2 pseudogenes and 1 riboswitch are annotated in these 1,326 nt (G+C 44.0%); of the pseudogenes, one reads left to right on the top strand and one right to left on the bottom strand.

Annotated elements, in window-relative coordinates:
- Positions 1-424 (bottom strand): annotated as a pseudogene (locus tag R7E00_RS23690) (lysine-sensitive aspartokinase 3); the annotation flags it as partial.
- A gap of 102 nt (positions 425-526) precedes the next feature.
- A riboswitch (Lysine riboswitch) is annotated at positions 527-705 on the bottom strand.
- 326 nt (positions 706-1,031) lie between these two features.
- On the opposite strand from R7E00_RS23690, the pseudogene R7E00_RS23695 reads away from it, so the two are divergent.
- Positions 1,032-1,326, top strand: a pseudogene (locus R7E00_RS23695) (alanine--glyoxylate aminotransferase family protein); the annotation flags it as partial.

A 1,326-nucleotide genomic window follows, 5' to 3' on the forward strand; every position in this document is an offset into this window, starting at 1 on the left:
CAAATCGTACTGCATTGATACCACGCTCTCGCATGAGTTGCGCCAAAATGTGCGTCGACATTAACTCACCACATGCCACAAGGTGGTCGGTCAGTTTGGTGTTTGCTTGAATTGAGGCGGCTTCTGCAAGGCTGGTCACGGTATCTAAAATTCCGTACACCTCTGAAGAGGCTTCTGTCGCATCTTCCAATTGAGCCAAAATGGAATCATGGATCTCAGCTAGGTTTTTTAGTAACTCAGCACGGTGTTCCTGATCTTGAACGCCATTGGCCAGTTCTACCAAGATGTTGGTTACCCCAGAGCAAGCGCTGCTAACAACAAGGCGAGTATTTGGATTGTTTTCGATGATGGTGGCACAACGACTCATTGCCTCAAAATTGGCAACACTGGTCCCACCGAATTTAGCTACGTTAAATGCGCCCACTGCGTTTCTCCCACGACTTCCTAAAAAATATACACATCCAATGTTTTGTGAGGAAAGGAACAGAGCAAAAAGAGAGGTAGTTAGATTGTCATTTGAAAATGTACCCTCAGAAGCTCTTCATCAGACGGTGCTGATGACAGTTGATGGGACTCAACCCAAGTCAACCGACAAGCCAAACCCTGCAATTTTGACTTACCTCGGCACTACTCCCCCTGAATGATTGGTATTGGAATTGCGGTTCCACAAATCATCTGCCTGGGCAGTGCTCCTCTTCTACATAAAGCTCAAACATTGAACGGTTTTGACGTCACAATGTCAATCAATATTTCAACCAGAATGATGGTTTTTATTAACGAAATTGTGACAGTGGTTTGACCTCTATACTTAGGGCTAATTGCCGTGTGCAACAAAATACATTAGTGTGAAACCTTTGATGCCTGAATGTATTGCTAATCGAAATAAAAATTGCTCCTGTTTTCTGGTGAACGACTTGTTAAATAATTCAAGTGAGTTTTCTTGCAAAGCATGAAGAGTGACGATGTTTTGATGGCAAATAATTCTAAAAATGACTTCTTTCAGGCTAAATGACTGCAATCAAGGAGCTGACATGCCGATCCAAAGCTTTATTCCCCCTCACCGAATTTTAATGGGCCCTGGTCCTTCCGATGTTTATCCGCAGGTATTGCAAGCCCTTAGCCGTCCAACGGTTGGTCATCTAGACCCTCTGTTTATCGCGATGATGGATGAGCTTAAACAGCTGTTGAAATACGCTTTTCAAACCGAAAATGAGTTCACTATTGCGGTTTCTGCTCCAGGCAGTGCTGGGATGGAGACTTGTTTCGTTAACTTGATCGAGAAAGGTGACAAAGTCATCGTTTGTCGAAACGGTGTCTTTGGTGAGC

It is taken from the genome of Vibrio sp. Vb1755 (assembly GCF_033338635.1).
GTDB classification, from domain to species: domain Bacteria; phylum Pseudomonadota; class Gammaproteobacteria; order Enterobacterales; family Vibrionaceae; genus Vibrio; species Vibrio alginolyticus.